The 25,011-nt window shown below is 57.3% G+C and carries 22 protein-coding genes and 5 pseudogenes; 11 read left to right on the top strand and 16 right to left on the bottom strand.

Annotated elements, in window-relative coordinates:
- Window positions 1-116 precede the first annotated feature (116 nt).
- Complete coding sequence (locus tag ACERI1_RS18405) at window positions 117-716, top strand: helix-turn-helix domain-containing protein (RefSeq protein WP_373619925.1); 600 nt, start codon at window positions 117-119, stop codon at window positions 714-716.
- Between the two features lie 27 nt (window positions 717-743).
- Here ACERI1_RS18405 and ACERI1_RS18400 read toward each other — a convergent pair.
- Window positions 744-2,106: pseudogene (locus tag ACERI1_RS18400) on the bottom strand (FAD-dependent oxidoreductase).
- 175 nt (window positions 2,107-2,281) lie between these two features.
- On the opposite strand from ACERI1_RS18400, the gene ACERI1_RS18395 reads away from it, so the two are divergent.
- Together ACERI1_RS18395 and ACERI1_RS18390 are read left to right on the top strand one after the other, a co-directional pair.
- Window positions 2,282-2,449 carry a hypothetical protein gene (locus ACERI1_RS18395; RefSeq protein WP_373619924.1) on the top strand — a complete coding sequence of 56 codons (168 nt, stop codon included), beginning with the start codon at window positions 2,282-2,284 and terminating at the stop codon, window positions 2,447-2,449.
- A complete protein-coding gene (locus ACERI1_RS18390; RefSeq protein WP_373619923.1) occupies window positions 2,446-3,471 on the top strand; it encodes an NAD(P)/FAD-dependent oxidoreductase in 1,026 nt (341 codons plus the stop codon). The genes ACERI1_RS18395 and ACERI1_RS18390 overlap by 4 nt, the downstream gene beginning before the upstream one ends.
- 138 nt (window positions 3,472-3,609) lie before the next feature.
- Here ACERI1_RS18390 and ACERI1_RS18385 read toward each other — a convergent pair whose 3' ends face one another.
- From ACERI1_RS18385 to ACERI1_RS18355, 7 genes are all read right to left on the bottom strand, one after another.
- Window positions 3,610-4,212 carry a hypothetical protein gene (locus tag ACERI1_RS18385; protein WP_373619922.1) on the bottom strand — a complete coding sequence of 201 codons (603 nt, stop codon included), beginning with the start codon at window positions 4,210-4,212 and terminating at the stop codon, window positions 3,610-3,612.
- The gene (locus ACERI1_RS18380) at window positions 4,209-5,306 is read right to left on the bottom strand and encodes a DUF3179 domain-containing protein (protein WP_373619921.1); all 1,098 of its coding nucleotides are present in this window, start codon (window positions 5,304-5,306) and stop codon (window positions 4,209-4,211) included. The genes ACERI1_RS18385 and ACERI1_RS18380 overlap by 4 nt, the downstream gene beginning before the upstream one ends.
- 221 nt (window positions 5,307-5,527) lie before the next feature.
- Window positions 5,528-6,502, bottom strand: a complete 975-nt coding sequence (locus tag ACERI1_RS18375; protein ID WP_373619920.1) for a patatin-like phospholipase family protein — start codon at window positions 6,500-6,502, stop codon at window positions 5,528-5,530.
- Window positions 6,495-7,358 (bottom strand): SDR family oxidoreductase, encoded by an 864-nt coding sequence (locus ACERI1_RS18370; protein WP_373619919.1) that lies wholly within the window; start codon window positions 7,356-7,358, stop codon window positions 6,495-6,497. The genes ACERI1_RS18375 and ACERI1_RS18370 overlap by 8 nt, the downstream gene beginning before the upstream one ends.
- A gap of 306 nt (window positions 7,359-7,664) precedes the next feature.
- Window positions 7,665-8,654, bottom strand: a complete 990-nt coding sequence (locus ACERI1_RS18365) for a sulfite exporter TauE/SafE family protein (protein ID WP_373619918.1) — start codon at window positions 8,652-8,654, stop codon at window positions 7,665-7,667.
- 92 nt (window positions 8,655-8,746) lie between these two features.
- Window positions 8,747-9,322 (bottom strand): carboxymuconolactone decarboxylase family protein, encoded by a 576-nt coding sequence (locus tag ACERI1_RS18360; protein ID WP_373619917.1) that lies wholly within the window; start codon window positions 9,320-9,322, stop codon window positions 8,747-8,749.
- A 68-nt stretch (window positions 9,323-9,390) separates the two neighbouring features.
- The gene (locus ACERI1_RS18355; protein WP_373619916.1) at window positions 9,391-9,804 is read right to left on the bottom strand and encodes a hypothetical protein; all 414 of its coding nucleotides are present in this window, start codon (window positions 9,802-9,804) and stop codon (window positions 9,391-9,393) included.
- A 200-nt stretch (window positions 9,805-10,004) separates the two neighbouring features.
- On the opposite strand from ACERI1_RS18355, the gene ACERI1_RS18350 reads away from it, so the two are divergent.
- The 3 genes from ACERI1_RS18350 (at window position 10,005) to ACERI1_RS18340 (ending at window position 12,408) form a co-directional block, all read left to right on the top strand.
- Complete coding sequence (locus tag ACERI1_RS18350) at window positions 10,005-11,435, top strand: dihydrolipoyl dehydrogenase (RefSeq protein WP_373619915.1); 1,431 nt, start codon at window positions 10,005-10,007, stop codon at window positions 11,433-11,435.
- 271 nt (window positions 11,436-11,706) lie between these two features.
- A complete protein-coding gene (locus ACERI1_RS18345) occupies window positions 11,707-12,063 on the top strand; it encodes a DsrE family protein (protein ID WP_373619914.1) in 357 nt (118 codons plus the stop codon).
- A gap of 75 nt (window positions 12,064-12,138) precedes the next feature.
- Window positions 12,139-12,408, top strand: a complete 270-nt coding sequence (locus ACERI1_RS18340) for a twin-arginine translocation signal domain-containing protein (RefSeq protein WP_373619913.1) — start codon at window positions 12,139-12,141, stop codon at window positions 12,406-12,408.
- 171 nt (window positions 12,409-12,579) lie between these two features.
- Here the strand turns inward: ACERI1_RS18340 and ACERI1_RS18335 are convergent, their stop codons facing one another.
- From ACERI1_RS18335 to ACERI1_RS18325, 3 genes are all read right to left on the bottom strand, one after another.
- Complete coding sequence (locus ACERI1_RS18335; protein WP_373619912.1) at window positions 12,580-13,200, bottom strand: hypothetical protein; 621 nt, start codon at window positions 13,198-13,200, stop codon at window positions 12,580-12,582.
- 681 nt (window positions 13,201-13,881) lie between these two features.
- On the bottom strand, window positions 13,882-14,157 hold the full coding sequence (locus tag ACERI1_RS18330; RefSeq protein ID WP_373619911.1) for a HalOD1 output domain-containing protein: 276 nt from the start codon (window positions 14,155-14,157) through the stop codon (window positions 13,882-13,884).
- 77 nt (window positions 14,158-14,234) lie between these two features.
- Complete coding sequence (locus tag ACERI1_RS18325; RefSeq protein WP_373619910.1) at window positions 14,235-14,903, bottom strand: helix-turn-helix domain-containing protein; 669 nt, start codon at window positions 14,901-14,903, stop codon at window positions 14,235-14,237.
- A 957-nt stretch (window positions 14,904-15,860) separates the two neighbouring features.
- Here ACERI1_RS18325 and ACERI1_RS18320 point away from each other — a divergent pair.
- Both ACERI1_RS18320 and ACERI1_RS18315 read left to right on the top strand, forming a co-directional pair.
- The gene (locus tag ACERI1_RS18320; RefSeq protein WP_373619909.1) at window positions 15,861-16,367 is read left to right on the top strand and encodes a ribbon-helix-helix domain-containing protein; all 507 of its coding nucleotides are present in this window, start codon (window positions 15,861-15,863) and stop codon (window positions 16,365-16,367) included.
- A 289-nt stretch (window positions 16,368-16,656) separates the two neighbouring features.
- Window positions 16,657-17,499 (top strand): annotated as a pseudogene (locus ACERI1_RS18315) (IS4 family transposase); the annotation flags it as partial.
- Window positions 17,500-17,698: 199 nt separating this feature from the next.
- Here the strand turns inward: ACERI1_RS18315 and ACERI1_RS18310 are convergent.
- Window positions 17,699-18,691: an IS110 family transposase gene (locus ACERI1_RS18310; protein WP_373619908.1), complete on the bottom strand. Its 993-nt coding sequence runs from the start codon at window positions 18,689-18,691 to the stop codon at window positions 17,699-17,701.
- Between the two features lie 197 nt (window positions 18,692-18,888).
- Between ACERI1_RS18310 and ACERI1_RS18305 the strand changes: the two are divergent.
- Window positions 18,889-19,323 (top strand): annotated as a pseudogene (locus ACERI1_RS18305) (transposase); the annotation flags it as partial.
- A gap of 357 nt (window positions 19,324-19,680) precedes the next feature.
- On the opposite strand, the gene ACERI1_RS18300 reads toward ACERI1_RS18305, so the two are convergent.
- The 3 genes from ACERI1_RS18300 to ACERI1_RS18290 form a co-directional block, all read right to left on the bottom strand.
- On the bottom strand, window positions 19,681-21,195 hold the full coding sequence (locus tag ACERI1_RS18300) for a sodium:proline symporter (RefSeq protein WP_373619906.1): 1,515 nt from the start codon (window positions 21,193-21,195) through the stop codon (window positions 19,681-19,683).
- A complete protein-coding gene (locus ACERI1_RS18295) occupies window positions 21,192-21,695 on the bottom strand; it encodes a hypothetical protein (protein WP_373619905.1) in 504 nt (167 codons plus the stop codon). Before ACERI1_RS18295 ends, ACERI1_RS18300 begins: the two co-directional genes overlap by 4 nt.
- 90 nt (window positions 21,696-21,785) lie before the next feature.
- Window positions 21,786-22,658, bottom strand: coding sequence for an SDR family oxidoreductase (locus ACERI1_RS18290; protein WP_373619904.1), 873 nt, complete (start codon window positions 22,656-22,658; stop codon window positions 21,786-21,788).
- A gap of 237 nt (window positions 22,659-22,895) precedes the next feature.
- Between ACERI1_RS18290 and ACERI1_RS18285 the strand changes: the two are divergent.
- Window positions 22,896-23,084, top strand: a pseudogene (locus ACERI1_RS18285) (IS6 family transposase); the annotation flags it as partial.
- Between the two features lie 5 nt (window positions 23,085-23,089).
- Here the strand turns inward: ACERI1_RS18285 and ACERI1_RS18280 are convergent.
- Window positions 23,090-24,388 (bottom strand): annotated as a pseudogene (locus tag ACERI1_RS18280) (RNA-guided endonuclease TnpB family protein).
- A gap of 42 nt (window positions 24,389-24,430) precedes the next feature.
- Between ACERI1_RS18280 and tnpA the strand changes: the two are divergent.
- Window positions 24,431-24,829 (top strand): IS200/IS605 family transposase, encoded by a 399-nt coding sequence (gene tnpA, locus ACERI1_RS18275; RefSeq protein WP_373619902.1) that lies wholly within the window; start codon window positions 24,431-24,433, stop codon window positions 24,827-24,829.
- Window positions 24,830-25,011 lie beyond the last annotated feature (182 nt).

The following is a 25,011-nucleotide window of genomic DNA, read 5'->3' as shown; positions in this document are numbered from 1 at the left end:
GACTTCGACGAGGTGGTGATCGTTGATCCAGAGACAACGAATCCGGGAGAATGAGAAGAGTTAGTATTTAACGAGACCCCACCTAGCTATGTGCTATATGGAGGCATTGGAAGCAAATGTCTGATGACGAGACAACTGACCCCGAAGGACCCCAAGAGATCCAGTATGATCCATCATCCAGCCGGTACGACCTTTTCGAGTGTCCCGACTGTGATAACGTCGTCCTCGTTCTCGGTCGCGACGATCCGCCGATGTCTTGTCACGACAAACCGATGGAACGCGTGACTGACTTGGAAATGAGCGTCAAGCCTCCGGACGTCAGGCAGGTCCTGCTTCAGGCCTTCGGGCTCCCGAAAGCCGGGCTGGACATCTGCCTGTGTGTCATCGGAGAGGGCCCGCTGTCGGCGAACGAAGTGGCCGAGACGCTCGGATACGACCGAAGTACAGTCACTCGGTATCTGAATACGCTGGTCGAACTCGGGCTCCTCCGGCGATCGGAACTAAACCGGGAATCGGGTGGTGTTGTTAACGTCTATCACTCGGTTGATCTCGAGCGTATGCGTCGCGAGACGCTGATTGGATTCTACGTCTGGGCTGGCGAGGCTGCTTCCCTTATTGAAGATGCGAACCTGACCAAACAGGACTATCTCGAAGAAAATCCCGATCAAGAGCTTCCAGAGGTGTTCTGGGAAGCGTTTTCGGAACGTGACGGCTGACAGAGACTGCGCGCGACGAACCGGGGACTATCGGTTGCCCTCGAGTACCTTCGCTGCGGTCAACACAGGATCCCAGGTAGTATTGAAAGGGGGCGCATACGCGAGGTCGTAGTCGGAGAGTTCGTCGACGGTGATTCTTTCGGTAACTGCCCCAACGAGCGCGTGGCTTCGGTGGACAGCACCTTCGCCGTACTCGGAGACGAGACTGCCTCCCAACACGCGTCCGGATGGACGGTCGGCAGTGAGCGTCACGCGTACTGTTCCACCCTCGGGGTAGTAGCCAGCACGCGATTTCGCGTCGATCGTCTCTGTTATCGGGTCGAAGCCAGCCTCGCGAGCCTCGTGGTCGAGGAGCCCGGTTCGAGCCGCCTCGACGTGGAACGCTTTGACCGCAGCCGTCTCCGCGACACGACCCCCTTCAGTCGGGTTGCCAGCGATCGTCTGGCCGATCGCTCGACCGTGTCGGTTGGCAGTCAACGCAAGCGGGACGTACACCGGCTCACCTGTAACAACATGCTCAGCTTCCGCACAGTCGCCTGCTGCGTAGACATCCGGCAGGTTCGTCTCCCGATATCTGCCGGTCGCGATCGCGCCCGTCTCGCCGAGTTCGATTCCAGCAGTCTCGGCTAGTGTCGTCCGTGGACGAACACCAGTTCCAACGAGCACCATCTCGACAGGGACCCGCTCGTCGGTCGTCACGACCGCCTCAACCGCCTCGTTGCCGGCGAGTTCTTCGACTTCCGTGTCGAGATAGACTGCGACGTCTTGTTCCTCGAGATGGGCGAGAACGGTCTCGCTCGTGGCTTCGCTAAACTGTTTCAGCACGCGATCACCACGCTGGAAGAGATGAACCTCGAAATCGTTCGCAGCCAACGCTTCGGCCATCTCGACGCCGATATATCCACCACCGACGATGCCGACAGGGCCATTGCATGTTTCGAGGAATTGGCACGCTGGGCCACGATCGGGCTGTTGGAGGTCCCCGTCGCTCCGAGCACGGCTAACGTACTCGCGGAGTTCCTTCCCGTCCGACATCGAGCCGAGCGTGTAGACGCCCGTCCGGTCGATTCCATCGATCTGCGGCGTGACTGCGGTCGCGCCGGTCGCCACGAGCAAGTGGTCGTACTCCTGGACAATCGCTTCACCGTCAGCGCGGGCCGTCACGGTTCGCGTCGTCGGATCGATATCGATGACGTCGTGGCCTGTTCTGAGGTCAATATCCCGCTGTTCGCGGAACTGCTCGGGCGTGACCGAGACGAGGTCGTCGAGCGACTGTATCTCGCCTTTGATGTAGTACGGGAGGCCACACGCTCCATACGAAACCCACTGCCCTCGTTCGAACACGACGACGTCGAGGTCCGGATCGTCGCGCTTTGCTTGCTGCCGACATCCCTGCGGCGTCACCGCCGGCGACAACGAACGTGCTCACGGATCGAACTTTGCGGGAAAGCGTATAAATGCGGCTCGAGTGTGCGCTTTAGTTCCCAACCCGCCTCACGGTCGTGCAACCAAACTGAACCGGCGCACGGGGTTCTTTACCACAGCTATCGTTCAGCACTGTACCTATGGCTGATTTCGACGTCATCGTCGTTGGCAGAGGAGCCGGAAATACCAACGCAGTCCTCGCGATGCGACACGGACTCTCTGTCGACGACGTCGCTGAGACTGTCCACGCGCATCCGACGCTGAGCAAGGCCCTCGAGGCCGCGTTTCGAGAGGTGACGCGACAATGAGCGAGTCGCAGACGGCCACCGAGTACGAGGTGATCGTCGTCGGGGGTGGGCCTGCAGGCATGACGGCAGCGCTGTACAGCACGCGACTGGGGCATCGGACGGCGGTCGTCAGTCGTGGCGGCGGTCGGGCGGCGATGATGCAGGAAGTCCACAACCTGCTGGGCGTTCGCGAGGAAACCAGCGGCGCTGAATTCCTCGGTATCGGGCGGGAACAACTCGAGGAGTACGGCTGTGACTTCTACCAGGACATGGTCTCCTCGTGCTCTCGCGAAGAGAGAGAAGAGGGACTGATCCGGCTGTCGGGCAACAATGACGACTACGAAGCAGAGATCGTGATCCTCGCAACGGGGTTCAACGACGTCCGCCCGGAACCGCCGCTACCGCGGACCGGTCGCGGGCTCCACTACTGCCTGCACTGTGACGCACACATGTTCGTCGACAAATCAGTCTACGTGATGGGCCACTCAGAGAGTGCGGCCCACGTCGCGGGTATCATGCTGAATTTTACCGACGAGGTCGACCTGCTCACCCGCGGCGACGACCCCGAGTGGAGCGACGAGACGGACGACATGCTCGAGAACCACCCCATCGATGTCATCCACGAAGATGTCACAGGCGTGCAGAACGGCGACGATGGCTGGTTGAAAGCGCTCGAATTCGAGGATGGGACTGTCCGGGAGTACAAGGGAGGGTTCGCTATGTACGGTGCCGAATACAACAATGGCCTCGCCCGCGAACTCGGCTGCGAGATCAACGACGACGGGACCATCGAGGTCGGCGATCACGGACAAACCTCCGTCGAGAGTGTCTACGCCGTCGGCGACTGTACGCCGGGCCACAATCAGCTTCCAGTCGGGATGGGACAAGGCGCGAAAGCAGGAATCGACGTGCACTTCCAGCTGCGGGACTTCCCGCGGGACTCCGACATCCTCGACGAACAGGGCCCGGTTCGCTCGGAGGAAGTCCCGGGGATACCGGACGAGTTGCTCGAGCAGGCGGTTGACTTCCATACCTACGACTGAGACGGTCCCCTGTCACTTGTTTCCGGCACACTCTCATGGCGGATCGTGAACCCGCTGGTGCTGACTCGCAGGAGTCCGTATGAGTCGGGGACGAGTCGGATTCGCGGGCTCGAGCGCTGCTTCGATCTGTTGTCGCTCTCAGCTCGATGCGTTCGCGATGTCAATCCTCCCGGCGACGTACACCAGACTGGCAAGCAGCAGAACCTCTCCGAGCGGTAACAGCCAGGCGAACAGTGTCAACAGGAGGCCGCTCGCCTGTATCCCGAGTGCGATCAGGACGACGGGCCCACAGCAGACCGTCCCGGACAGCAGGGCCGGAACCGACGCGAGCAGCCCTGAGCCGGTTCCGATCCCGCAGGCCGCTGGTTGCACGACCGCGAGGTAGGTCAGTCCGATGTTGAGGCCGACGAGGCCAGCTATCGCGAGCCCGATCGTAATGTCGATCGGCGACACCAGAAATCGGATGACGCCGGTGTCGAGCAGCGCAACGGCCTCGAACGACGCGGGGCCGATCCGTTGGAACATCCGGATCAGCGGGTCGTCGACGACGATCAGGTTCGGGGCCGCACTGGGTCGCATCGCGAGGTCGCCGATGGCCCAGAGGAAGGCCGTGAGGTAGCCGATCCCGACGAAGATGGCGACCGCCAGCGAATCGCGGCGTCTGACGACGAGTGTCGTCGCGGCGATCGTCTCGTCGATCCGCCGCCTCGGCGCCGGGTCGAACTGGGTCCAGGAACTCATCCGTGGACCTCCGTCGAGGGGTAGAAGCCGTACCAGGCGAACCACATCGCGTCAACTCCGATCACGCGTTCGAGCGGGACCCCGTCCGGTTCGTACTCGTCGCCGTCGACGGTGAGTGCACTGCCGTCGAACTCGACTGACCGGTCGTCGGGGTTGCGGTAGACGTAGCCCGTATCGAGTTCCTCGTCGTAGGCGGTCGCGTAGGGAACGTTACCCACTGAGCCGACGACGACCCCGCGCTCCCGGAGCGTCGACTTGGGAACGGCCAGCGCCACGTCGGCACTCCGGGCCCCGACGACGATTTTCTTCGGGGTGAACCGGTCGTCGCTCGCCAGCGGGTCGAACAGCAAACTCTCGTCGTCGTAGTAGCCGGTCCGGGGGTTGTACTGCCCGTAGGGATCGCCGCCGTAATCCCGGACGTGGCCGGTATTCTCGGTCAACACGGCTGTCTCCGGATGTCGCTCGCGCCACCGTCCCCACGTTGTCCACGTCACCTGAAACTCCGACAGGTACGCTCCTTCGTGTGGGCCGCGGATCCCCCGCGCGAGCACCTGCGACCACCACGTATCGCTCCCGCGGTCGTACATGATGAGATTACTGTTGACGAGGCGACCGGAGACGCCGAACTCGCTCGCTCCGCGGTAGAACCCCTGTGTCGTCCCGGTCAGCGGACAGTACGTCACCGCGACGGCTTCGTCACCCACGACATCGTTGACGATCTCGTGCCATACGAGGACGTACTGGGGGTACGCCTTCGCGTCGCCGTTCAGTTCGACGCCAAAGACTGGATCGTCGACCGATAGCCTCGCGGGCGGATCGTCGGCTGCGGCGAACTCGGGCTCGTCGATCGAGGGGATGCCGTCCTTGCCCGGGCCGCCGGAGAGACTCGCCTCGTTGAGTTCGTCGGTCGCGTACTCCTCGGGGAGCGACCGGTCGACCGTGGGCGGAGCGCTGGTGATCGCACTCCCGTCATCGCCCGAGATAGGCGCGAAGGAACCGTCCAGACAGCCAGCAAGCGCAGCGAGGCCAACGCCGCCGACCGCACCGAAGAAACAACGCCGGGAGATGCCCACCCTCTTGTGTCTATCTGGCATATACGTCGGTTGGAGCGCAATACTCATAACCGAGCGTCAGTCGTGTGTGTCTGACACACAGCAGCGTTCTCGCCGAACAGGACGTTCCGAGCGCCTGTCTCTGCTGCGGAGGACAGCGTCGAGTGGTCACTGACGAACCGGGACCGCGACACGACGATTGCGAGTTGCACGCCGGCGTCACGTTCGGAACGCTCGAGGTCGAGTGCTTGAGACCGTCCTCGTCACGAGCCTGGTCTCGAGTCCAGAAACTCGCGGGCTCGTTGATTGCCCAGAGATCGGAGTTCATTGAGGAACGCCGGATCACGGTCGACCTTCGTCGAGCAGTGAAACCGAGTTCCCATATGGATGCGGCGGATCGTCGTCCGCTGAAACTCGTCGGCGGGGAGTTTTCCGTCTGCGATCCACTCGTTGACTCGCTCGATAAATCCTAACTCTTGGTTGAGGGAGATGTTCCCCGACAGTTCGTTGCGCCGGTCGGCGATGACGTCCAGCGTGTCGGGTTCGCCCTCGAATTCCTGGGGATTGATCTGGACGATCCACAGCTCTTCTGGTTTGCGATCCGGCGGGAGCCCCATCAGATCGTTGACCGGAGGATTCTGCGAGAACAGGCCGTCCCAGTGGAGGTGCCCGTGGATCTCGACGGCCTCGAACAGGTTCGGAACGGCCGCCGAGGCGAGGACGGCATCGACGGTGACCTCTTCGTTGACGAACGTCTCGAAGACACCGGCATTGATGTCGACCGTTCCAATCACGAGTTCAGGTACCTGCTTCTGACAGAGGTCCGGGATCACATCGAAGTCAATGTGTCGTTCAAGCACCTCTCTGATGCGCTGTTTTCCGACCTCCGGCCCGAGCACCTGATATGGACTGATTGAGGGGAGGGGAAAACCGGCACTCTCTATTCGCGAGAGAGTGGTCACCAGGGAGTTCATCCAGCGGTCCTGTCCTCGATCAGCTGCTAAATCAGTCCAGAGCCCATCGAGGATCGCACGCGCCCGGTCGGCATCGCCAGTGACAAGCCCGTACCACATCCCGAGAGCGTTGAACGCGCCACTGGACGTACCGCTGATCCCAACGAGTTCGTACTCGTCGCCCCACTCCTCGAGCAGCGTCCGTAGGACACCCGCAGTGAATGCGGTGTGGCTACCACCACCCTGACAGGCGATGGCGACGCGTGTCGGATCTCCCTCACTCATACGTTGTCGTGTAGCCGCCGTCCCAGAGCATGTCGCCCCCGTTGAGGTGTTTGCCGTGCCAAGAGAACCCGAACACGAAGAGGTTCGCCGCTTCAGTCGGCGTCATCATCTCCTTCGTGCGAGCCTGTCCGAGCATCACGTCCTCAACGACTTCTCGCTCGGAGATACCGCGTTCCTCGGCCGTGTCTTCGATCTGGTTTACCATGAGCGGCGTGAGGACGTATCCGACGCTGACCGAGAACCCCCGAAGCGTTCCCTCGCCCTCGGCGGCGATGGCTCGAGTGAGCCCCTGCAACCCGTGCTTCGCGGTGATGTAGGCGGGCTTGTCCTGGGTCGCATAGTGCCCGTGGACTGAGGACATGTTTCCGATGGCGCCGACGCCGTCATTGGTGGCACGAACGTGGGGCATCGCGTACTTGGCTGTCAGGAACGGCGCCCGCAACATGATGTCCAGCAGCAAGTCGTACTTCTCCATCGGGAACTCTGAAACCGATGCAATGTGTTGCATCCCCGCGATGTTCGCGACGTACCGGAGTTCTCCCTCCTTGGCCGCGACGTCGATCATCGTCTCGACGTCGGCGTCGTCGGTGAGGTCGGTCGGAATCGAGTGAACCTTGCCCGGCATGTCGAGACGCTCGGCAAGTTCCGTCGTCTCTTCGAGGCCTTCCTCGTCAATGTCGGCACCGACGATCGTGAGACCGTTCGCTGCGAGGGCGACCGCAGTCGCCTGTCCGATGCCCGAGGCGGCGCCTGTTACGACGGCTGCGGTTTCGGGAGCGAAGTGCGGATCGTCGAGAACGAGCAGGTCCTCTGTCCGCAGTTCCGGTTCAGCTAAATCGAACTCGTTGTCAGACATACTCATGACAGAACTACGCCCATCGAGCGTATAATGGTGTAGTGAGTGTGTATCCGAAACACACGCCGATTTCCGGCAGATCACTTGAACGGCCCCAATCTACAAGACGAGTGCCTCGAGGTCGTCCGAGACGGCTTCGCCGTCTCGTGATGACGAGAGAGCTTGAGTGGTCTGCGTCACTTCCGAACCTTGGCTACACCGGTACGCTATTCGAATCCGGCGACTCGAGCGAACGCTTCCGAAACGAGTATTCAAACCAAACCCCGATCACTCTCGCTCTCTCGAACCACTTGACCCCGAGGCAATTCACGCAAGCAGTTCGCTACCGAGCACGATCACGCCCACGAGCGCGAACACGACGCCGAGCGCCGGTTCCATGATTTCGCTGGGGACGTACTTGCCGACCCGCGTCCCGACGGTTCCGCCGATCAGCACGCCAGGGATCGACCAAGCAACGACGTACCAGACCGGTGTGGCAGCGAGCGCGTGAACAGCAGCGCCGGCGATCGCAGCGATGGCGAGCACGAACACACTCGTTGCGATCGCCACCCTGGGTGGGAGTCGACACCGAACGATCAACTGCGTCGTCGTGATCTCTGGGAGTCCGGCGCTGATCAGGCCGGTAATGAACCCACCGGCGGTCGCGAGGCCAAGGCCGGGCGGTCGCCAGCAGGTGTCATACCTGAACGTCTTGCCGTCGGTCGTCTCGATGACGGTCTCGCCACGACCGATGTTCTTCTCTTTGAGGAACGACCCTTCGCCCTCACCTGGAACGCACTTTTCGGGCGGGTCGTAGTAGACGAGAAAGCTCCCGAGAAGGAGCAACCCGGCGCCGAAAGCGATGGTCAGCAGCGTCGTCGGGACGTGATGGGCGGCAAACGCCCCCACTACCACGGCCGGCACTGCACCGAGGAGCAGCCACTTCGCGGTCGCATAGTCGACTGTCCGCTGGCGAACATAGTTCAGCAATCCGTTGCCCATGCCGAACACTTCGGTCAGGAGGCCAGCACCGATTGCTTGCGAGGGCGAAAGGCCCACGACCAGCATGAAGAACGGGCTGAAAAATAACGCGCCCGAGACGCCCGAGGAGAGTGCGACCAGCGAGAAGAGAATCGACGCCGGAAACACCCACCAGTGGGCGAAAAATTGTTCGGTCGGAAACCCAGCCGGTACGGGAAGCGACTGTAGCACGACATCGACGAGTCCGAGTCCGGCCAGACCAGACACCGCGGAACCGACAAGTATCCCGAGAACACCGACGAAGCCGCTGATCACGACAGTGCGGTTTCTGGTCATCGAAGGGCAGGTCGGGTGACGTTACTGTCGTCGAAAACGGTCGGCGGGAATCTATCGGTCTGAAGTATCATGTTGTAGTGTCGCTGTGGTCGTCACGAGCTATCTGCCGATTTATCGAACAGTTCTGCGATCGACTCCTCATCAGGGATCCAGCCGACGAACTCGCCGCCCTCGAACGGGAGATCGACAGCGGCGACGTAGTTACACAGTCCGACGTAGAAATCGACGAGGAGACCAAGTGCGACGATCTCTGCTGGCGAATACTGTCGCGAGAGCGCCTCGTGGACCTGGTCGGTGACGGTGCCGGATTCGACGGCCCGAGCGTACTGGAGCAACACGAACTCCGCGTCGTCGAACCCGGAGAGATCATCGCCGCCGATCGCTCGCATCTCCTCGACCGTGACGCCCTTGTCGCGGGCGATGTCGACGTGCTGGTGCCACTCGTAGCGGGCACCTCGGGCTCGAGCGACAGTGAGGATGACCAGCTCCTTGCGTCGGTCTCCAAGCTGATCGTACAGAGTGTTCAGATACTCCAGCGTGGACTCGAGCACCTCGGGGTTGTGCGCCCACGCGCGGAAGATATGGCGGTCACCGAGGTAGTCATCGGTGAACAAGTGGTGGTACTCCTCCGGAATGTCGTCCAGTTCGAGCAGGGGTAGTCGTGACATGTGGTTCAGTTCTCACTTCGGGATGAGTCGATATGGGTATTGTTAGCAGGTTGTTTTCACGTTCTTACTTATGCGACGATGCCGTCCCCAAGGAATGCGCCTAGGACAACACCGTAGACGACGTGAACAGTCCCAAACATCGTTAACATGTCTCTGTCGGGATCGATTCCGATGACCGTCCGCATCCAGAAGGCCATCCCGCCGACCATGAGGACAATGCCGTAGACGAGGCCAAGGCCCGCAGCAACAACGATCGAGGTAAGTTCGAAGCCGACGAGCGGGACGCCGACAGCGAAAACGACGCCGTAGATTATATGCAGTGCCATCCCAGGCATCGCGTAGTCTTCGGGATCACCGCCGGCGAACTTCGCGACGAGCCCCGCCGTCGGCGGCGGCCCGCCGTCCCCCATCGCCATCATCAATACAGTCATACCGATCGTTGCGACGACGCCGCCGGCCAGACCGGCAAGTATGGTTGCCATGATCTATTGGACGCATGACGGCTACTAAGCCGCGGTGCGGTTGTTCACTTCAGTCGCACACCCAATCCATAACCCGTCTGCATGACCATCCCGTCGCTTGTCAGCCCTCGAGCAGCGTCGTCAATGATGGCTCGAGCGGGTTGGCAACGGAAACACACAGCCGCACTTAGTTATTGTGCGTGTGGGTCGAGGAATCGAGCATGGACGAAGTCGATTTTCTGGTGATTGGTTCAGGGTCCGGACTCGACGTCGCAAACGCAGCCGCGAATCGCGGTCAGTCAGTCGCAGTCGTCGAGAAAGGACCGCTTGGAGGGACGTGTCTCAACCGCGGATGCATTCCCTCGAAGATGTTACTCTATCACGCGGACGTACTGGAGACAGTCGCACGAGCCGACGAGTTTCATATCGATGCGGAGGTGCGCGATGTCGGGTTCCCAGAGATTGTCCGTGAAGTCAGCGAGGATGTCGAGGCTGATTCCGAGTCGATTCGTCGTGGGTTGCGTTCCTCACCGAAGCACGAACTGTACGAGGGCGAAGGGCAGTTCGTCGACGAACGGACAGTCGAAATCGTCAGCGGTGCCGACGAAGGTGCCCGTATTCGGGCCGAGACTGTCCTGATCGCTGCCGGAACACGGCCATCGATCCCGGATATCGACGGCATCGACGAGGTCGGGTACCTGACCAGTACCGAAGCGCTCCAGTTGGAGACGCCGCCGGACCACCTCGTCATCGTCGGTGGCGGATACATCGCGGCCGAACTCGGCCATTTCTTCGGAACGTTCGGGAGCGACGTGACCATCATCGGCCGCCGACCGAATCTGCTTCCGGAGGCCGACGAGGAGGTGGCCGACGCGTTCACCGAGCGATACGCCGACCGATTCTCGGTCCACACCGGCTATGCGGCCACCGCCGTCTCGGAGACCGATGGAACGGTGACCGTCGAAACACACCCATACGAGTACGGTGCGGACAGCGGGATACTCGAGGACGATACCGTAACCGTGACCGGTGATACGCTGCTCGTCGCTGCCGGGCGCACCCCGAACACAGACACGCTCGATCTCGAGGCGACAGGCGTCGAAACAGACAACGAAGGCTTCATCGAGACTGATGAGTACCTGCGGACGACCGCTGAGGGTGTGTGGGCGCTTGGCGACATCGTCGGCGAGTACCTGTTGAAACACAGCGCAAATCACGAGGCCCAGGCCGTCGCCCGGAACTGCTTTGGCGACGACCTCCAGCCAGTCGATTACACGGCGATGCCGTTTGCAGTATTTGCTTCCCCAGAAGTGGCCGGTGTTGGCGCACACGAGGAAGAACTTCAAGACGCCGGTCGGGAGTATGCGACGCGAACGTACCAGTACGACCAGACGGCTCGAGGAAGCGCCATGAACGCCGACGGCTTCGTGAAGGTCATCATCGATCTAGATGGAGAGATCCTCGGCTGCCATATCATCGGGCCGGACGCCGCCGACCTCATTCAAGAAGTCGTTGTGGCGATGAAAGCAGGGACGGGGACGGTACAAGACATTCGTGAATCAGTTCATATCCATCCCGCACTCTCCGAGGTCGTCCAACGGGCGTTTGCCGGACAGTTCTCCCGTGGCAGAGACAGTCGTCCCGCGAATTGAACGACGTATAATTAGTTGCCGACATTTCCTTTGATATAGGTTTTTAAATGCTGAAATAAGGTTATAGTGTCCAGTGAAATGTTCATCCGACTCGCTTACGTCAGACGCCGTTAAAACTCAATTTTGGCACTTAGCGCCTATTTTTCAGTTGAAACCATCCGTACGTATAGGGGGACAATTCTCCTAAGACATATAATTGATCGCCGAAGGAGCATTTAGTTTGCACACCCGCATGTGGGCTATATGTTGCCGGCCTCTACCAGAGACTGCAATGTCGAAAACAGCAGTCATAATCCTCGCAGGTACTGAAGGACACGCTAATCTCGGTCGTCTGGTAAATGGCCTCGAAACAGCCAAAGAATTTGCTGAGAACAATGACGACGAAGTGGAACTAATCTTCGATGGTGCCGGGACGCAGTGGATTCCTGAGCTCGAAGACGAAGAGAGTGATTATCACGAACTCTATCAATCTGTCCAAGACGATGCAGCAGTCTGTGATTACTGCACCGGGGCGTTTGGGGTCGACGATGCGGTGAACGACGCCGGTGTGGTCCGTTTAGACGACCACGATGGCCATCCTAGTATTAGATCGCTCGTCGACGACGGGTACGAAGTTATCACGTTCTAATAATTTTATCAAAGAAACTTGCATTATGAGGGTTGAGTCAGACACGGTGAACATTCGAGGCCGTAGCTGTCGAATATGAACCGCAGGACGTTTTTCCGGTCGACCGGAGCAGTTGGAGCCATCAGCGGACTCGCCGGCTGTCTCGGGGTGCTCGGCGAGCTCGGCGAGTCCGGGGCCGAGAGTACGGTACTTGGGCCACCCAAGCAGGACCTGAGCGCAGCCTCTCACCCGAGCTACGGGGATGAGATGCAAGCATTCACCGTCCCCGACCCAATCACGTGCAAGAGCGTGTCGGTCGCGGAGTTCGAGGGCGATCAGCTTTTCCCTTGGTGTGATTCCGTATAGCCCAGATCGTTCTTTGGGCCCGGTTTTGCGTACAAGATGAGGGAGTCATAGAATGACCCCCTATACAAGACTGAAATCAGCAAGCATCGGCAGCGGGTATTGATGTTCTGCCGACTCTTCCCTGTGTATGCTGCGAGGTTCGCCATTGTTCCACCATTTCTTCAAAAATGCCTATTTATCCAGTATGTCCGAGTGAAAGTACTCCCCCTTCGGCGACTCCAGTACGTCCCTAAACGGTACCGTCACCAGAAGCCTTCCGTCACCGACCGCCACCTGCATCGTCTCGGCGGCCCAGTCAACTTCCCGAACCACCGCCGTCTCACCAGCGAACGGTCCGTCCACCAGTTCCACAGTCCACTCCTTGTCGGCTTGTAGCCAGTCCACTGACGCTTCCGGCACCGTATCCCGGTCTGGTTCATCACCCACATTGGGTTTCGCATCCCAGTCTTGGTCCTGCTCGTGGTCGTGGACAAGACGAACGTCGTCATGGCTGAACTTGTAGACCGTCTGGGAATCCGGCTCGGGAGAGACCACCTCAATCTCGTCCCGCGTCCGGTCAACCGTCGACACCTCGGCGTGCTTTCCCTTGAACTGGCCGGACTGGAGTTCAACGGTATCACCTGGATCAATCTCTACCACGCCACGCATCTGGATAATGAACGGGTATTCACACAGTGCGCACTCCCCGTTCAGGATGAACAGTTCGATGGGGAACGTCCCGCAGCACATCGGACACTCGATGACGATGTCCGAGCGCGGATAGTGGTGCTTTCGCAGGTCATACAGCGCCATACATGAGGGTATGTGGGAAAGTACCATAGTTCGTCCGGCGAAGACGAAGAACTCTTTGAACGGGCCTTGAAGACCACAATGGAAACGTTCCAATGCAATCTGAACCGAGTGAAGAAAGCGAGTACCAACTACAGCGGATGATCGACGCCGAAGCCCTCGAGCGACTTGTGGACTCGACGGGAATATAGACTGATACTGATCTCGAGATTCGATTCTCAGTTGGTGAGTTCCGTGTGGTAGGGCTTTGCTGAACAGGGTGAAGCCTGGCAGCTCGTCGGCGAGGCCGGGCCGCGGCAGGTCGATGCCGAGGTCGGGCTCTGTTGTAACGTCGGCGGATTGAAACCAAGCGAATGTGGAACTTTGTGTAAAAGAGAAATACTATTAGTCGCAGAGATACACTTGGACCATATAGTTCGAGTAGAATGGGCAATTCGACCCCTGGAATGCAGGAAAATCTCTAATATGCTATTCTTCGATCTCCCAAATTTGGACTTCCCAGTCTGGATTCTGATCACCTGTTGCTCGAATCGTCACACTACCTTCGATCTCGACACCGTTGGAGTGTGCTTCGTCTAAAACTTCCCGCAGAGCGGATCGAAGTGATTCGAGATTATCAAGTGTGTTCGGATATGTCATTTATATGATTGTATGTTGGCAACTCTATTCAGCTATATTGGTGATTCATTCGTCAAGTTGTGAAACATGAATGGAATCAGCAGTCACTGCTACACGGTACGCATTGTAGGTAAACTCCAAATAGGTTTCAGTGTGATCTGTATCGGCCTCTGAGCGAGAATTGAAAATAGTGTTTAGAGCGTCGGGATCGATGTACTCATAGAGAGGCTCTAACTCTATCGGATCACAACCGGATTCTTCTGCGATAGCAGCTATGATGGCTTGGGTTACAGATCCATTCTCATTCTCTGTATACGCAACGGGGTCAATGGTGGAAGACATCTTACTCAGTAGTACACGCTATACACTGGTGAGTTTCACTAGTCATCATCTACGTCTTTATATGGCACCCTGTCTGGCTACGACTGATCATTGAGGCCGTTAGTCTCTGTGCGGAGCGTTTGTTCGATCAGTGTATCTAGTGCTCGCCGCATCCGTCTGCCGAGTGCAGACGAGGTAACATCCGCTTCCTCGGCAAGTTCTTCAAGCGTTATGCAGCGCGGCTGTTTGAAGTAGCCTTGATCGTGTGCTCGAACAAGGCCGTTATACTGAGCAGTGGTTAATCCGAACTGTTCAGCAGGATTATCAGATTCTTCCCGGTAAAGGCGGTGAAGATGGAACGGAATATCTTCTTCTTGGCAGGCTTTACGATACTCTTTGAGTGCCTCTAGAGTGGGAACACGAGCACGGAAGCGAGACTCCTTGTGTGTGGTTCTGACATCGAGATATACTATATCATGCTCAGCCGCTTTTGGATAGAGTAATTCCTGTACAGCGTCTTTGGGATACGTCACACGATATAAGCGTCGGTCGTCGAGCTCTGTGAGACTAGCATACTCTTTGGTGGTCGGATCTCCCTCAAGAGCCGATTCAAAAGACTCAAAATCACCCCCAGATGCCCAGAAAACGTGTTTTGCATCCCCTGTCTGCGTCATATGCAGGTCTTCTGTGTAAACAACCATCTCAGGGACTGCTTCGGCTGCTTCCATTAGTGGTGAAACGATGCTAAATTCGGCGATCAAACCCATTTTTACCACCTCTGTATGACTTATTCAACATTGATCTGTTGATCACACCAGACAAGGATCTCTCATACATGTCAATTATATCTAGTGAAAGCCGCGGCCTTAGGTATTCATTTGCGATATATTCCATTGCCAGTATCACCCACCCAGGGTATCATACTCTAGGTATTGAAACCCTGTTACTCCCCTTAGGCGGATTACAGTACCATGACCAATAGCGCATCACTACTATCATAGTTGAGAACAGAGAATGTCATAGAAGACTTCCCACACTAAACAGGAATCGCTCAGTTCAGCAACCTCTTTTACCGGGGTCCTCCCTCGTTCGCGTTGCTCACTCGGTCGAACCCCGGCAAAACCCGTTGATGCCAAAAGACCGCCGTCGCGAGGTGAAAACCCGCTCCGGCGGCGAACCGCTCGCTTCGCTCGCGGATGCTTGTTTACCGCCTGCCGTTCAATAAGCAAGCAGTTTCTCACGGCTGATTCGGTTATGAGACCATGGAATAAACACCGTGACATGAGTTCTATGACACCCTATGTATGATCAACACGCAACTGGGATCCGCCATCGCAGACACCTCGATCGCCTCCTCGAGGACACTGACGAGCGCGAGACATGCTGGATCGTGCCGGCAGATGTCCATTTCTAAGTAATCATGCCTCGAATCACCAACTGGACACGAGAGAGTCGAACACCTACGCTGGCGTATCGGAACACGGAGACGAGCCGGGGACGATTCTCGACCGTCTCGAGCGGATCAGTTCGACCGCCCAAGAGATCATCGACGTCGTCAGCGAGGTGACCAACGATGTTTGATCGAGCGCTTCTGCTCGGGATCATCCACATGGGTTGAGAGGGACTGCTCAATCAAAACTCTGTTATAAAATTGAGTAGTAGGAAGAACTAATACTATTAGGTTAGAGTATGATAGTGGGAGTAACGAGACTTGGACAGCACATATGTCACCCAACCGACCATCCACTACAAGCCGTTCTATTCAGGACACTGATCTAGAGTCTAAAAACGAGTGTGAGATCTGTGGATCAACAGACTCACTCTCGAAATACTCATTTGAATCGTCGTCAGGTGATAGTTCAACAATCGTTCTGTGTTCAAGTCATTATCAAGTTGCAGTTCTCCTGAGTGGATCTCGTTTTTTAGACTCCGATATTTCGACCGATTATAGTCTTCAAGAAACGAAGAAAATCACGGTTCGCGTCCCACGCGCATTGATCGAGGGTGCAGACTCCGTCGCTGAACAAGAGGGGCAAACGCGTAGTGAGTTTGTTCGTGATGGGATACAGATGGCGATGGAAATCCAAGATATGGAAGAGGCATTTAATGATATCATCTCTCAAGCAGTCCAATCACAACCGGACAGCGAAACGGAAAGCGATGTTGAATTTCTCAAAGACCGAATTCGAAACCTTGAGTCCCTGCTTGAAGATAGTATCAACAAAATTTAGATGAACTGAGGCGCTAAGCCCTTTCCTCAGCGAGCGCCGACCAAAGGGGAAGGCGAGAGAAGGAGGGGGATACAGCGCTGCACAGTTCTCATACACTGTTCGGTGACAGGCCTACAGGCGCCCACGCAGTCGCTTCCTCGGACGTCCGCTTGACGACGCGGTTAAACGTCGTAACATCCGTCTTTAGTTAGGAGACGAATCGCGTGACAGCGGTGGCTTATCGAGGCTACTTTTCGAGAAGAGTGAGGAGGCAACGGCTGTGCACACCAAAGCCTCCTCATCTCGGATTATGCGTCGGCTCACTACACTGTTTCCCTCTGAGTTCCTCGAAGAGCACGCCGAGTTCCTCGGCGTGGTCGAACGCGACCGCAAACTCCAGATTCCTGCCCTCATCTGGGCGTTCGTGTTCGGCTTCGCCGCAGGCGAAAGCCGAACACTCACTGGATTCAGACGGAGCTACAACTCCACAGCGGATGATCCGATCTCTCCTGGCGGATTCTATCAGCGGCTGACTCCCTCGCTCGCGGAGTATCTCCACGACCTCGTCGAGGTCGCGCTCGACGAGGTCGCTGTCCCGGACACAGTCGATGCAGATTTCGAACGATTCCGTGACGTGATGGTCGCTGACGGGACGATCTTGCGGTTACATCGGTTTCTCGTTGATGCGTACGAACCACGGAAAGGGGAGCAGGGTGGAGCGCGGCTCCACCTGCTCCACAACATCACCGATCAGACAATCGACCGGTTCAGCATCACTGACGAAAAAGCACACGACAGCACGGAGTTTGACACGGGTCCGTGGCTCAAAGACCGGTTGGTTCTGTTCGATCAAACGTACTTCAAGTACCGACGTTTCGCACTGATCAACGAGAATGACGGCTACTTCGTGAGTCGGCTCAAATCAAACGTGAACCCGGAGATAACCGGAGAATTACGGGAATGGCGTGGCGACGCCATTCTCTTGAAGGGTGAGAAGATCAACGACGTGGTTGATGACCTCTATCGGCAGTATATCGATGTTGAGGTCGAAGCAGAATTCCAGCGCAGAGAGTATGCAGGGACGCAGTCGTGGGACACGAAGACGTTCCGTGTCGTCGGCGTCCGCAACGAGGACGCCGACGACTACCATCTCGTATGAAAATCCCGCAGGTGCATCTCCCCACCGTTATGTCAATAAATGTTTGGGTGAGTAGAACTCACCCGTAAGCAACCACAAAATCACCAGACAGCAGTTGAATGTAGCAGAGTATACAGGCGGCAGGCGGGAGACATCTTTTGCGGTAGCTGTGGCTGTGCGGCGAGGCGTTCACCAACTGTGGCCGTTTCACTTCTTACGCACTCACCTCAGGTGGATCAAACGGTTCATTTCGTTCCAGCATATGGAAGGCAGATACCAACATCTTCCGAGCTGTCGCTACGATCGCAATTTGATCGTTCTTCCTTCGCTTCAATCGTGTATAGAAATTCCCGAAGTAATCTTCACACCGGACTGCTATCCGCGCCGCTTGCACCAGGGCCCAGCGCAACGCGCCTGGGCCCTTCTTACTGATGCTTCCATGAATCTCTGTCTCACCCGACTGATGCACTACTGGATCCAACCCAGCGTAGCTCACCACCTCCTTGTGGGTGTCGAATCGCTCAATCTCACCCAACTCCGCCACGATCACTGCGGCTGTGGTCTGTCCAACGCCCGGAATCGTCAGCAGCAGTTGTGCTGCTGGCGATTCCAACACTCGACGTTCGATCTTCTCTTCCATCACCTCAATCTGCGTATTCAACTCGTCGATTACGGCCAAATGAGCCTCAATAATCGTTCGATCAGGACTACTTAAAGAGAGTTCCGTCAGGAACTCTCGTCCCGTCGGACCGAACAGCTCGCTATCATAGGTGTTATTAGTGCGTTTGAGAACGGCCCTGACACGGTTTTTCTCTGCTGTCCGTTCTTCGACAAGCGACTTACGTGTGCGGACGAGATCCCGCAGTTCGCGGATCTCGTCCTCGGGCACGTAACTCTCAGCTACCATTCCTGCATGAAGCAGGTGAGCGAGACGCTTCGCATCCAGACGGTCCGTCTTGGCTGGAGCCTCGGCGATAAGCCGGTTCTTCTCCGGATTCGCTACGGTAACATCGAGATGCTCGTCGAGCATCTCATAGGCGGCACGGTAGTTACTCGAAGCTTCGATGACTGCTTCGCTCCCGGCGTATTCTTCGGCCAAGTCGTCAAGTCGGTTGGTTGGCAAGCGAATCTCCGTTTCCAAGTTGCCGTCGTCGTCCACGACGGCAACTTGTGCTTCGTGGTCGTGGAGGTCAATTCCTAAGAACATGAGTAACGTTTCCGCTAGGGCTGTGGCGTGAACAGGAAAACCTCGTATGCGTGCTCGATGGCACAAGACTTGTCTTCTTGTCACGGTTTGGACCATTCTGTAATGACGTGCTTGACGCACTGATGGTAGTGCGGTCTCAACCAGCCCCTGTCTCTATGTTCACGCCCAGGGGCTTAGTTGCGGGATTTTCATAGATTCTGTATATCACGAATCTCCCACGAGAAGAGTTCTTACCGGCAGATCTAGCGATGATCTACCGCTGCAGATGGGAAGTTGAGTTGTTATTCCGCGAACTCAAGACGCAATACTCGTTGGACGAGTTTACCACGAGCAAGAAGCATGTCGTTGAGATACTGCTGTACGCGGCGTTGCTGTCACTGCTGGTCAGCCGTGATCTGTTGGATCTGGTCACCGAGCAGGCAGATGATGAGCTCGTGTTTCCACCAGAACGCTGGGCGGCGACCTTCCGGTCGCACGCCCAGCTCATTCTTCACGAACTCGGCGAACACCTCGGCTACTCTCCACCACCGTTGCTGGAACGGTTGATTGACGACGCTCAGAAGATACATCAACAACGACCGATACTCCAAGAGAGACTCGCTACCGCAACACAACCGAGGGTAGAGGCTTAGCTAAAGACAGATGGGGGATGAATTCTATCCGAAATTTGATGCGCATCTCAACTTTGTCTAACAGCAACAAGTGGTCAATATATGTATCAATTCGATCTACACCTCTATCTATTTTTGCGGCCCCAGATTAATAGTTGCTCCGTAAGTTAGCGTACGTTTCGCTACGGCTGCGTGAAACGTTCTTCAGGTCTCGGTATGCGGATAGTCGTACCAGAATCGGACTTTTGCACAGAGATTGAGGAGCGATGGGATCTGCTGTGGGCAGAACCGTCTATATTTTCAGGAAGAGAACGATCAGGTTGATCACCATCATCGCGACGAAGCCAACGAGCCAGAGTTCCATATCTCTCACCTCCGTTAGAGTTTGAAGATGGGTTTGACGTGGTCTGGAACGTTCTCGCCGCTGGCTCCGTCGGTCAGATACGAGACGAAGATCGTTACGGAGATCGACACGGAGATCGCGATGAAGTAAAAGTCCATCCCGATCGGGAACGTATACCCAAGTTGTGTCGCAGCCAGCAGCGTGACGTTAAGCAGGAGTGCAGCGGCAAGTCCAGCAGTGACGCCCTCTCGGCTTGCATCCTTCCAGAGCAGGCCGACGACCACAGCAGGGATCGTCCCACTGACAAACGTCCCCCAGCCGAAGGTGCCGAGGATCGCGACGAGGTGACCGCCGTACAGTCCGAAGATCACCGAGCCGACGCCGACGACGAGGACTGCAGTCCGTCCCAGCCACGTTTCCCGCCGTTCGGAGACCTCCCAGCCCATCGCCCGCACGAAGTCTCGGGCGATCGCACCGGAGGCGACCGACAGGAAGAACGCGGCGGTGGACATGATCGCGGCGACCAGCCCCGCGTAGATGATCATTTGCAGGACGATGTGTAACCGCTCGACGAACTCGAAGGCGGCCATGTCAGGGTCTGCAAGTGGTTCAATGCTTCCGGAGGCGACCAAGTAGAGCGCAACTAAGCCGATGAGCAACCAGAGGATGCTCCCCACGGCATAGGTGACGCCGCTGACGAGGCCGACGGTTCGCAGTCCCTTCGGATCGTCGATCGAGAACATCCGCTGGAGGACCTGGGGCTGGCCCATGACCCCGATGCTGAAGACGATCGGCCAGATCAACAGCAGGCCCGGTGCGGAGCCTTCAGCGAGCCCCCAGCCGTCGAGCATCTGGGGGGTAAAGGCCTTCGTCACGTCTTCGCCGGTGAGTTCACCGGCCTCGACGACGGTCATGGTCGTGTTCTCCATCCCGCCAGCGATCTGGAAGAAACCGACAACGACGCCGACGACGCCCACGAGCATCACCGCGCCTGTGTACGCTCCGGCGAGCTGGGCTGATGCCATGCCACCGACGGCGACGTAGACGATGATCAGTCCGAACACGAGCCAGACGGCAGTCTCCATCGAGATACCGAGGATCACCGAGAGGACGTAGCCGCCGCCGGCGACCTGCGAGGCGAGGTACGCCCAACATGCGATAAAGAGAATCAATGCGAGTATTCCCCGGATCGCACCACTGTTGAACCGTTCGTCGGCGATGTCCCCGAGCGTGCCAATGTCGGCGACATCGGCCATTCCGCGGACGCGCTTGCCGACGATCCAGTAGGCCATCGCGAACCCGAGGCCACTGGCGAAGGTCATCCACAGCGAGGACGTCCCCATCTGGTAGACGAGCCCCGGACCGCCAATGAATCCGAAGGCACTCATGATCCCGGACATACTCGCCAGGGTAATGACCGCCGCACCGAACATCTTTGTCGCGCCATAAAACTCGTCGGAGGAGTCGACTAGGCGCTTGCTGTAGAGGCCGACGGCGAACACTGAGAGGATAAACAGCGCGACGAAGCCGGGAACGAGCACGTCGATCATTGGCTACGCACCTCCACAGGCTCGTCGGCCTCGCGTGTCTCGCTCTCTGCGTTCACCCGCTCGACTTCCTCGAGGAACCGGTCCCACTCCCCGTCCGGCAGGAAGTGTTTCCGGAAGTAAATCCCGTAGGCGAGGGTGACCGTCATGAATCCACCGATCCAGTAGAGCCAGTAGACGGCAGCGAAGGACGGATGCATTCCGGTGATCAGAAACTCCGGGGAGCCGCCTGCGAACGCGCTCGAGTAGTACTCGGTCAGGACGAACGCCGACAGCTGGAGTCCAGTCCAGAGTCCAAGGGGATAGACGAGCAGCTTCGTCGAAATCGTCCCGTTGGAACTCGCGCCGATGACGAACCACGGATGAAAGAGGAACGCCGAGACGAGCAAGGCGACGAACCAGTGGCCGGCCAACCCGAGTCCAAGCACGGCAGTCCATAGTACACCGCTTGCGAGCATCAGCTTCGAGGTCCTTCCTTCGACGTCGATCTCGCCGTCTAACATGTCGATGCCACCTCGATGGTCGACTCGCGGCTCTGATTCCCGTGTTCCAATTCGCGCTGCTGGGTCCACATTGTATGTTCCATGGATATATCACTCGTACGTGTTCACGAAGCCGCCATCCCACAGCAGGTCGTCGCCGTTGAGGTGTTTGCCGTGCCGTGAGAGCCCGAAGGCGAACAGGTTGCCGGCCTCGACCGGTTCCATCATCTCGGAAGACCGTGCCTGTCCAAGCATCACGTCCTCGACGACCGCTCGCTCGGAAATACCGCGCTCTGCAGCCGTATCCGCGATTTGATCCAATACGAGTGGTGTCTTAACGTAGCCCGTACTGACCGTGAACGCACGGATATCTCCCCCACCCTCGGCTGCAGTTGACTTGGTTAGCCCACGTAGGCCGAATTTCATCGTATTGTAAGCGACCTTATCGCGAGTCACGTAGTGACCGTGGACGGACGCCATGTTGGCGATCGTACCGATACCGTCCTCGGCCTCTCGGATGTGTGGGAGCGCCAGTTTCGTGAGATACATCGGCGCACGGAGCATCACCCGGTAGAGCAAGTCGAACTTCTCCATCGGGAACGACGTGAGTGGTGAGATATGCTGTATGCCGGCGATATTCGCGACGTACCGAAGCTGTCCCGCATCGGCAGCTGTTTCGACAAGTGCCTCGATCTCGGCGTCGTCAGTCAGGTCACAGGCGACCGTCTCGAGGTCACCCGCAACCGCAAGATCGTCCGCTTTTTCGGCTGTCCCGTGGAGACCGTCTTCGTCGACGTCGGTCGCGATCGTCGTCAAGCCGTTTGCCGCCAAGACGAGCGCCGTCGCACGACCGATCCCCGAAGCCGCGCCGGTCACGATCGCCACGTTCTCCCTCGTAAACCGTGGATCGTCGAGTTGATGGATCGAGTCGACAGTGATCTCGGGTGGTTCAATACTGTTGTGAGTGTCGGCTTCCCCGTTCATGCAACTGGAGAAACGGACGGCACCTGGTTTAAACGGAAGGTTGATATGTAATCACTGCCGCCGGCTTGCGGTTTTGATCGTCGCCTTGGAAGGGTTCAAACCAGTTCTCGAGAGCAAGTCGTCAGCGCTCGAGTGGATGAGAGGTTGGAATCGATTAGTGATTAATCAGCTGTCACTTCCCAACGACAGTATTCAGATCAGGGTTGGGTGATGAGCTATCGCGTTTGCTGAGTATTCATACCCGAAAACGCGTGCTCCAGCGGTATCGTCGGCCAGATTGACTTGGATTTTGTGGAGCGAGAAGCGACACTGCGCTCGCTGCTGACGTTGAGTATTCAACTGTATCTGACTTAGCTTTCACTTTCAAACACTGTAATTTCTCCTGAGACATTTGGTGTTGAGCGTGCTCGATCGATCGTGTGTAATTGAGTTCACGAGGCCGATCGACAACCGTCGGATGGGCGGTTTACAGAGCGCCCCGACCCAGACAGGCTCACCTTCTGAACACACGGTTGGGTTTTGCGAGTCCGGTAATTAATTGATTCAACATCTACGTCAGCGTGTTTCGCCCACGCTCGCCATGCCACATTCACACTTGCATTCCGGTCAGCGTGGTCTTGCTGAACCTCACACGAGTCATTCGTGCAACAGAACCGCCGACCCTGACGGTAGCCACGGTGCCCACAGCACGAACACGACTTCGAATTGTACGGCGACTCAACCGTCTCACACGGAATCTGATTCCACGTCGCTTTGTATCGAATCTGTTGCTCGAACTTGTGGAACGGTAGTTTGTGCAGACGGCGATTCATGTACGTGCCCTACTTGATGACGTCTCGAATCCCGCTCAAGTCCTCGAACACGATGACCGGGTTCGAGAACTGTTGAGCGAACTCCACCACTGCTCGGGACATTCGGTGAAGAACCCACTCCGTGTAGCGTTCTTCTTTCTCTCCGAGTTGGTTGTGGATGGAGTGTTGGCCGTGTTCTTGACAGCGTTTTGTGATGGTGTGGTAGCGTTGGCGTTCGGCTTTCACAGAGCCGTAATCAAGCACGAGTGTTCCGAGCGTGTCCATCGTCTCACGGTTAAGAGCGGTGAGTGCGATGTTTCGCTCGTTAATATCCACTCCGACGAGCGTGTCGGCGTCTTCAGGTTCAGGCACTTCGACTTCTGTTTTGACCGTGACGTGTAGGTAATACACGCCATCTCGGTACAGAAGTTCAGCCTGTCCCAATGACCACTCATCCTCAGTCAAAGCCGACTCGATGAGGGCGAGGTCTTCGGGTCGTCCTCGAAGGTGTCCTTTCACCTTCTTGTACGGCTTCGGACTTACACGGACCGCTACGCGGTCGTCCTCATCGTTGTAAGTGAGGCGATAGCCTTCAGTATGCGCCATAACGAGTGGGTAGGCTCCTTTCTTGTCTGTAGCAGGTGGCGACGGTTTGCCAACGTTGGTGTCGTCTTGGTCGTCCCACCAGTTGAGGAGTTCTTTGTAGGAGTCCCACGCTTGCAGGGATTTCCCGACGACCGCACACTTGTTGTTCCGAAGGAAATCTTCGCGGTCAACTTCTCGTTGAATCTCAGTCTTGCTGTAGCCTTGTTGTTTGAGGCGGAGCGTATCGTTGGATATGTCTCGTGCGGTGAAGCGGGCATCTTTGAGCCACGACCGCTCACCAGACTCTATGCAGAGTCGGGTGCGTGCGGTCTTGGTGACTGGTTCGATACCCATAGTTTGCCTATCGAAACAAGTGTAATAAAAGCAGGGATTAGGATGGGAGAGTACAGGAGTCATGCACATTCGATTAGTTTGTGTAAGTATGATTTCGTGTGGTGTCGGAAGTACCGACACGGGATGTTGGAGTTGATTCGTGACGAACTTGCAGAGTTGTTTCGGGGAACTGCCGAACGGTTCGGCCACGAGATTGTGTCGATGGAGATAGCCACCGACCACGTTCACCTATTCGTAGAGGCAGACCCGGAATGGAGTCCTGGCGAGATTGCCAAGCAATTCAAGCGCTGCTCAGGTCGAACGATTCTCAAGCGTCACCCCGAAATCAAACAGCGGTACTTCTGGGGGAGCGGTCTGTGGAAGGGCGGATACTACGCCGGCACAACTGGAGCAGTGTCTGAAGATGTGGTTCGTCGGTACATCGAAGAAACTGAACATTAGTCGAGTGTACGCGATTCACCCACGGGTCAGGTGACCCGTGAAACTCTCGTTGTACTCTTTAGACATTCACTTCCAGTGCCTCCATACAGGATACTGTTAGGTGATCTCTTGGTAAATACTAATGCCCCTCATTCATCTGAGTTCGTTGTTCCTGAATCAACGATCACTAGCTCGTCGAAGTT

The sequence above is a fragment of the Natrinema sp. HArc-T2 genome, from assembly GCF_041821085.1.
In the GTDB taxonomy this organism is placed as follows: Archaea; Halobacteriota; Halobacteria; order Halobacteriales; family Natrialbaceae; genus Natrinema.
This window is presented reverse-complemented; position numbering and strand designations above follow the sequence as displayed.

What these genes read in the sequence shown, in the direction of transcription:
- ACERI1_RS18300 (WP_373619906.1), bottom strand. Translation starts at nt 21,195, where the DNA reads ATGATCGACGTGCTCGTTCCCGGCTTCGTCGCGCTGTTTATCCTCTCA.
- ACERI1_RS18295 (WP_373619905.1), bottom strand. Translation starts at nt 21,695, where the DNA reads ATGTTAGACGGCGAGATCGACGTCGAAGGAAGGACCTCGAAGCTGATG.
- ACERI1_RS18310 (WP_373619908.1), bottom strand. Translation starts at nt 18,691, where the DNA reads ATGTTCTTAGGAATTGACCTCCACGACCACGAAGCACAAGTTGCCGTC.
- ACERI1_RS18325 (WP_373619910.1), bottom strand. Translation starts at nt 14,903, where the DNA reads ATGGGTTTGATCGCCGAATTTAGCATCGTTTCACCACTAATGGAAGCA.
- ACERI1_RS18320 (WP_373619909.1), top strand. Translation starts at nt 15,861, where the DNA reads ATGTCACCCAACCGACCATCCACTACAAGCCGTTCTATTCAGGACACT.
- ACERI1_RS18335 (WP_373619912.1), bottom strand. Translation starts at nt 13,200, where the DNA reads ATGGCGCTGTATGACCTGCGAAAGCACCACTATCCGCGCTCGGACATC.
- ACERI1_RS18370 (WP_373619919.1), bottom strand. Translation starts at nt 7,358, where the DNA reads ATGTCTGACAACGAGTTCGATTTAGCTGAACCGGAACTGCGGACAGAG.
- ACERI1_RS18330 (WP_373619911.1), bottom strand. Translation starts at nt 14,157, where the DNA reads ATGTCTTCCACCATTGACCCCGTTGCGTATACAGAGAATGAGAATGGA.
- ACERI1_RS18290 (WP_373619904.1), bottom strand. Translation starts at nt 22,658, where the DNA reads ATGAACGGGGAAGCCGACACTCACAACAGTATTGAACCACCCGAGATC.
- ACERI1_RS18405 (WP_373619925.1), top strand. Translation starts at nt 117, where the DNA reads ATGTCTGATGACGAGACAACTGACCCCGAAGGACCCCAAGAGATCCAG.
- ACERI1_RS18355 (WP_373619916.1), bottom strand. Translation starts at nt 9,804, where the DNA reads ATGGCAACCATACTTGCCGGTCTGGCCGGCGGCGTCGTCGCAACGATC.
- ACERI1_RS18340 (WP_373619913.1), top strand. Translation starts at nt 12,139, where the DNA reads ATGAACCGCAGGACGTTTTTCCGGTCGACCGGAGCAGTTGGAGCCATC.
- ACERI1_RS18380 (WP_373619921.1), bottom strand. Translation starts at nt 5,306, where the DNA reads ATGCCAGATAGACACAAGAGGGTGGGCATCTCCCGGCGTTGTTTCTTC.
- ACERI1_RS18375 (WP_373619920.1), bottom strand. Translation starts at nt 6,502, where the DNA reads ATGAGTGAGGGAGATCCGACACGCGTCGCCATCGCCTGTCAGGGTGGT.
- ACERI1_RS18365 (WP_373619918.1), bottom strand. Translation starts at nt 8,654, where the DNA reads ATGACCAGAAACCGCACTGTCGTGATCAGCGGCTTCGTCGGTGTTCTC.
- ACERI1_RS18350 (WP_373619915.1), top strand. Translation starts at nt 10,005, where the DNA reads ATGGACGAAGTCGATTTTCTGGTGATTGGTTCAGGGTCCGGACTCGAC.
- ACERI1_RS18395 (WP_373619924.1), top strand. Translation starts at nt 2,282, where the DNA reads ATGGCTGATTTCGACGTCATCGTCGTTGGCAGAGGAGCCGGAAATACC.
- ACERI1_RS18360 (WP_373619917.1), bottom strand. Translation starts at nt 9,322, where the DNA reads ATGTCACGACTACCCCTGCTCGAACTGGACGACATTCCGGAGGAGTAC.
- tnpA (WP_373619902.1), top strand. Translation starts at nt 24,431, where the DNA reads ATGGGAGAGTACAGGAGTCATGCACATTCGATTAGTTTGTGTAAGTAT.
- ACERI1_RS18385 (WP_373619922.1), bottom strand. Translation starts at nt 4,212, where the DNA reads ATGAGTTCCTGGACCCAGTTCGACCCGGCGCCGAGGCGGCGGATCGAC.
- ACERI1_RS18390 (WP_373619923.1), top strand. Translation starts at nt 2,446, where the DNA reads ATGAGCGAGTCGCAGACGGCCACCGAGTACGAGGTGATCGTCGTCGGG.
- ACERI1_RS18345 (WP_373619914.1), top strand. Translation starts at nt 11,707, where the DNA reads ATGTCGAAAACAGCAGTCATAATCCTCGCAGGTACTGAAGGACACGCT.